Source organism: Cupriavidus basilensis (genome assembly GCF_000876015.1).
Lineage (GTDB): Bacteria > Pseudomonadota > Gammaproteobacteria > Burkholderiales > Burkholderiaceae > Cupriavidus > Cupriavidus basilensis_B.
Window position 1 is genome coordinate 1 of sequence record NZ_BBQM01000043.1, and the last position, 4,760, is coordinate 4,760.

The following is a 4,760-nucleotide window of genomic DNA, read 5'->3' on the forward strand; positions in this document are numbered from 1 at the left end:
GAGCCACCGATGAATTTCGTGCGGTCGGGCTGCGCGGTAGCGAGAGGCGCATTCATTGCAGTCGTGCTCCAGTGGTGGGGTGATAGACGCCGCGAACGGGCGCATTTTTCGGATGTAGCAGGTAGGTATCACCCAGGTCGCGGATCTGCTGCATGCGGCGCGACTCGAGCACGGCCAGCTTGATCTCTTCGCCGGAGAGGCCGGTGCGCACGTGGCGCAGATCGGTGTTCTTGGGAATCATGTTCAGCCTCCAAAAACCTGCACAAGATTGGCGATGCCCAGCACCGCAATCACTGTCAGCGTCACCACGAACAGCATGCGGTTGTTGCGGGCGCGTTTGATCAATTCATCATCTGGATGCATCACGTCCCCCGCATTTCTGCTGCTCGATCCTTCGCATCCATGCGAGCGCGGTCGGACAGTTCGTAGAAAACTTCCTCACGCACCGTTTCTAAATAGCGATGGCACTGAAACAACAGCCAATCGCTCTGCAGGTCGCCGTTGAACTCATGCCAGGCGCCGCCGATCTGGATGCGGACCTTGTCGATAACCACGCCAGCTGCGGCGCCTGTCAATGAGTCCGCAGACACTGCGGTGAATTCGATATGCAGCGAGCCTTCTAGCGTCGATTCGGCGGGGCCCTCGAAGGTCGCATCGATGATGATGCTATAGGAGCTCATGCTGTCCTCGCAGTGCCATCGAAGGCTATATGATTGGGAAGAAGAGCACGACGTTGATGGAACAGCCCCTCCAGCTCAGCAATTATCGTGTCGAGTTCCGTGTCAGCCGCCAGCACCAAGCCGATCACATCACGCTGGTATTGCTGCAGCAGTTCACGGCCCAGCGATGCCATTGCCTTATCGGAAAGATCGCCACGCAGGACGGCGGCTGCGATGATGCGTAGGTAGGCTGCCGCATCGATCTCGTTGTCACTAGCGATGTCGTTAGCACTCGTGGAAACGTCATGGGCGACAGCACGCTCCGCATTCGTGAATGGAGTGATCACGGCTACCTCCTTATGCAGCTTCGGGTTCGGCGGCTTCGTCCGCAGCGACAGGGATGCTCACGTCGATGCGCGATCGAGCGACCTCGATGAGCAGGTGGTATTCGCGGCCGATCTTGGAGTCGGCGCCGTGGCGTTTATCTACGGCCGCCAGAAATTCTTCATCGGTCCCCAGGAAGCAGCCACGCGAGACCATGAGGCCCGCGCTAGCACGGAATACGGTCAGCGTTCCGTTCTCGCTTCCAACCTTGGAGAACCAAACAAGTTGTGCGTTGCCGTAGACCCGCGCGTTGCCGTAGACCTGCGCGTCGCCGTAGACCTGCGCGTTGCCGTAGACCCACGCGTCGCCGGAGACCCGCGCGTCGCCGGAGACCAGCGCGTCGCCGGAGACCCGCGCGTTGCCGGAGACCAGCGCGTTGCCGTAGACCCACGCGTCGTCGGAGACCTGCGCGTTGCCGTAGACCCGCGCGTCGTCGGAGACCAGCGCGTCGCCAGAGACCTGCGCGTTGCCGTAGACCTGCGCGTCGCCGTAGACCTGCGCGTTGCCGTAGACCCGCGCGTCGTCGGAGACCAGCGCGTCGCCGGAGACCAGCGCGTCGCCGGAGACCCGCGCGTTGCCGGAGACCAGCGCGTTGCCGTAGACCCACGCGTCGTCGGAGACCTGCGCGTTGCCGTAGACCTGCGCGTCGCCGTAGACCTGCGCGTTGCCGTAGACCTGCGCGTTGCCGTAGACCCGCGCGTTGCCGTAGACCCGCGCGTTGCCGTAGACCCGCGCGTCGTCGGAGACCCGCGCGTCGCCAGAGACCCACGCGTCGCCGTTCTCGGCCACGTTCTTGGCCTTCTCGACATAGCCGCCGAGCTCTCCGGCCGAGACATTCCCAAACGAGATCAGCGCGCGGATGCGGAACAGCTTGCGGCCGAAGACCTCGATGGCGCTATCGGCGATGAGTTCGAACTTCTTGTTGCGGGTGGTGGTCATCTCGGCTCCGGGGTGTGTAGTAGTGCTTGACACCGTTAGTGTAGCAAGACTTACGGTAGTGTCAAGTATTGCTACACCACAAGGGCGAAAAAAATCCCGCTCGAGAGCGGGAGACTGGTCAGTGGCCTTGGATCTCGATACGTGTGGTGGGATCTGGCGTATAGCGAGGGCGCCTCAAAGTTGGATCATCAGGCGCCAAACAATAAAAGGTGACAGTGGCCTGCCCACATCCACCGCGGAGTGCGCACTCCCCAGATTCGGTATGTTGAACGAGGATCTCTCGCTGTTGGGATTGACAATATTTGGCTGCAGTTTCTAGGGCCTCTCCTTGGGCGCCAGCACTTCCCGTAAGAGCTACCCTCGTTGACACTCGATAGGTATCGGGTCCGACTTTTATAGCGCCTGTGTTGGTACACGCAGAAAGCATGCACATACTTAATATTGAAAACCAGTATTTTTTCATTTTTCTCCCTACTCTGGAACCCATTTACCAATGATGACGCCGATAACAATATCCTCATCCCCCAAGGTATCTATCTGATCCGGCCAGCGCTTATTTAACGGCTGAATCATCTTCCTTGTTCCCTCTATCAGAATTTGCCGAAAAATGACTTCATCTGTACTTTTCTTGTGCACAAGTACCATGCAGCCGTTCGCTATTGGCCTTGCTGGATCGACGGCAATAAAGTCACCCTCGCTGTATGACTTTGACCCGGATGGGTCAAACATACTCTGACCAGGAACAGTTGTGATAAAAGCGCTAGGGCTATGAGGAAAAGGACATGGGATGCGCTCTAAGGTAGCGTCTTCGCTTTTTCCCGCCATTGTCTCCCTCCATCTGGCGGCCTCAGTGATTGGAATAAGAGGGAGGCCGAGTGATGTATTTATAGCGAAATTAATACGGCTATCTGTGTCCTCGGCCACAGAAATGCTATTCAATAAATTTTCAACTGATATGCCGAATATTTTCCCCAGGCGCATCAACTTATCTTGATCGGGGCGAGTGTCACCGCGCTCCCACGAGCTCACGGCGCTCCGAGTGATCCCGAAGACATCCGCAACTTGTTGGAGCGTCATGTTCTTTTGAAGGCGCAAAGCGCGGATTTTCTTGTTGAGGCTCATAGTTAGCATAACTTACCACTTGTATGTGTAGCCGTGCTTCGCTATGATGTATAGTGATACTTTACATACGTGGAGTGGCTACACATGGACCATCTCAGCCCTGAAGAACAGCGCCGCGAGGAACTTCGTCAGGCAATCAATGCTGCAGGCGGCGTTCCTGTAATCGCACGGTTACTGGGTATGACGCGCTCCGCCCTGTATCAGCACATCAAAGCTGGCGCAATCCCCACCAAGTACTGCCCTACCATCGAGCGTTTTTGTGATGGGAAAACTCGTTGTGAAGTCCTGAACAAGGATGTCGATTGGGGTTACTTGCGCCGGAATTCCAGTGTCGATCCCATCGCTGCCTGACCGGAGCCGCAACGTGGAACCAGTTTCTTCGCCCCCGGGTGAATTGGCACGCAAGAACTTGACGGTCTCGTTACATCACATCGCGCGCACCGGCCAGAACAGGATCGCGGAAGAAATCGGTGTTTCAGCGCCGACCATCTCGCGCTTCTGCTCGGAAGGCGACCTTGAGCGCGCATGCAAGGTGCTGGCCGCAGCTGGCATCAAGTGCGTGCCCATCGAGTTCCAGTGCTTCCCCAAAGACACTGTGGCCGCGTTCATGCAACTCGCACGCGAGCGGATGAACGAGTTGCAGAACGTCGACCAGTTGTCGTGGGAGTAGGTGTGGCTGATCTACCAGAACCTCTCACGCCGGCCGATTGCGATCTGCGCGATTTCCAGTTCATGCCGCTGGACGTGAGCCGCCTGCGTGACAGCAAACTCGTGTCGCATGTCCCGCCTGCGCAGTGCTTCTTCGCGGTGATCCTGTGGTGCGCGTCATGGCATCAGATCCCCGCCGCATCGCTTCCGGACGATGACATCGAGCTCGCGCGCCTCGCGGGCTTTGGCTTTGTCGTGAAGGAATGGAAGAAGGTACGCTCCGGTGCGCTGTATGGTTGGATGAAATGTTCCGATGGCCGTCTCTATCATCCTGTGGTCGCCGAGAAGGCTAAGGATGCTTGGCTTGCCAAGCATGAGCAGCGCTGGCGCTCCGAGTGCGGTCGCATCAAAAAGCACAACCAAAGGCATGAAACGAACATCCCATTTCCCACGTTCGATGAGTTCATGTCCCCCGCTTACGTAGATCCGACTAAGCGGGACAAGCAGCAATTGTCCCCAGGGACAAATTCATTAAGTCCCCAAAATGTCCCCGGGACATTGCCTCCAAGGGATAGGGATAGGGACAGGGACAGGGATAGGGATAGGGACAGGGAGAAGTTAAAAGACGCAGAACCTGACGGTTCTGGCGCTGACGCGCCGGCCGATCTCACTGCCGCCGAAGCCTTGTTCCAAGTCGCGGTACCGTGGCTTGTCGCTCGGGACGTTTCCGACAAGACCGCGCGCTCGCTGCTCGGCGGTGCTCGCAAGCAGCTTGGCGACGACGGTGCGTGGGATTTGGCCTCCGAGTGTATCCGCGTAGCTCCGCTCGACCCGGTGCCATGGCTCGCCGCTGCGTTGAATGCCCGAATCGCGAAGAAGCCGCCCGGCCGCACGAACGGAATGCAGTCGCGCTCCGACGCGAATATCCAAGGATTTCTTGACAGCTTCGGTGTCCCCGAAGACCCGATGGTTATCGACATGGAGAACGTGCGATGAACGAAAAGGACC

The 4,760-nt window shown here is 58.0% G+C and carries 9 protein-coding genes; 3 read left to right on the plus strand and 6 right to left on the minus strand.

Going from position 1 to position 4,760, the window contains the following annotated elements; all coding sequences use genetic code 11:
* Nucleotides 1–52 precede the first annotated feature (52 nt).
* From KF708C_RS33790 to KF708C_RS35315, 6 genes are all read right to left on the minus strand, one after another.
* A complete protein-coding gene (locus KF708C_RS33790) occupies nt 53–241 on the minus strand; it encodes a hypothetical protein (protein ID WP_059416194.1) in 189 nt (62 codons plus the stop codon).
* Between the two features lie 2 nt (nt 242–243).
* Nucleotides 244–366, minus strand: a complete 123-nt coding sequence (locus tag KF708C_RS36990) for a hypothetical protein (protein WP_269432207.1) — start codon at nt 364–366, stop codon at nt 244–246.
* Nucleotides 363–680 (minus strand): hypothetical protein, encoded by a 318-nt coding sequence (locus KF708C_RS33795; protein WP_059416196.1) that lies wholly within the window; start codon nt 678–680, stop codon nt 363–365. The genes KF708C_RS36990 and KF708C_RS33795 overlap by 4 nt, the downstream gene beginning before the upstream one ends.
* The gene (locus KF708C_RS36270; protein ID WP_156174066.1) at nt 677–1,006 is read right to left on the minus strand and encodes a hypothetical protein; all 330 of its coding nucleotides are present in this window, start codon (nt 1,004–1,006) and stop codon (nt 677–679) included. Before KF708C_RS36270 ends, KF708C_RS33795 begins: the two co-directional genes overlap by 4 nt.
* Nucleotides 1,007–1,016: 10 nt before the next feature.
* Nucleotides 1,017–1,982 carry a polymer-forming cytoskeletal protein gene (locus tag KF708C_RS33805; protein ID WP_059416200.1) on the minus strand — a complete coding sequence of 322 codons (966 nt, stop codon included), beginning with the start codon at nt 1,980–1,982 and terminating at the stop codon, nt 1,017–1,019.
* Nucleotides 1,983–2,453: 471 nt separating this feature from the next.
* Entirely contained in the window at nt 2,454–3,104 is a 651-nt protein-coding gene (locus KF708C_RS35315; protein ID WP_197090467.1) for a helix-turn-helix domain-containing protein, read from the minus strand.
* Nucleotides 3,105–3,188: 84 nt separating this feature from the next.
* Between KF708C_RS35315 and KF708C_RS35320 the strand changes: the two genes are divergently transcribed.
* From KF708C_RS35320 to KF708C_RS36575, 3 genes are read left to right on the plus strand one after another with little or no spacing between them, the layout of a single operon-like run.
* On the plus strand, nt 3,189–3,455 hold the full coding sequence (locus KF708C_RS35320) for a YdaS family helix-turn-helix protein (protein ID WP_082080238.1): 267 nt from the start codon (nt 3,189–3,191) through the stop codon (nt 3,453–3,455).
* Between the two features lie 13 nt (nt 3,456–3,468).
* Entirely contained in the window at nt 3,469–3,774 is a 306-nt protein-coding gene (locus KF708C_RS36845; RefSeq protein ID WP_063923108.1) for a type IV toxin-antitoxin system AbiEi family antitoxin domain-containing protein, read from the plus strand.
* 2 nt (nt 3,775–3,776) lie between these two features.
* Complete coding sequence (locus KF708C_RS36575; protein ID WP_231586664.1) at nt 3,777–4,748, plus strand: DUF1376 domain-containing protein; 972 nt, start codon at nt 3,777–3,779, stop codon at nt 4,746–4,748.
* Nucleotides 4,749–4,760: the final 12 nt, after the last annotated feature.

Coding starts and splice junctions, on each gene's coding strand:
- KF708C_RS35315 (WP_197090467.1), bottom strand. CDS start 3,104: ATGAGCCTCAACAAGAAAATCCGCGCTTTGCGCCTTCAAAAGAACATG.
- KF708C_RS33795 (WP_059416196.1), bottom strand. CDS start 680: ATGAGCTCCTATAGCATCATCATCGATGCGACCTTCGAGGGCCCCGCC.
- KF708C_RS33790 (WP_059416194.1), bottom strand. CDS start 241: ATGATTCCCAAGAACACCGATCTGCGCCACGTGCGCACCGGCCTCTCC.
- KF708C_RS35320 (WP_082080238.1), top strand. CDS start 3,189: ATGGACCATCTCAGCCCTGAAGAACAGCGCCGCGAGGAACTTCGTCAG.
- KF708C_RS33805 (WP_059416200.1), bottom strand. CDS start 1,982: ATGACCACCACCCGCAACAAGAAGTTCGAACTCATCGCCGATAGCGCC.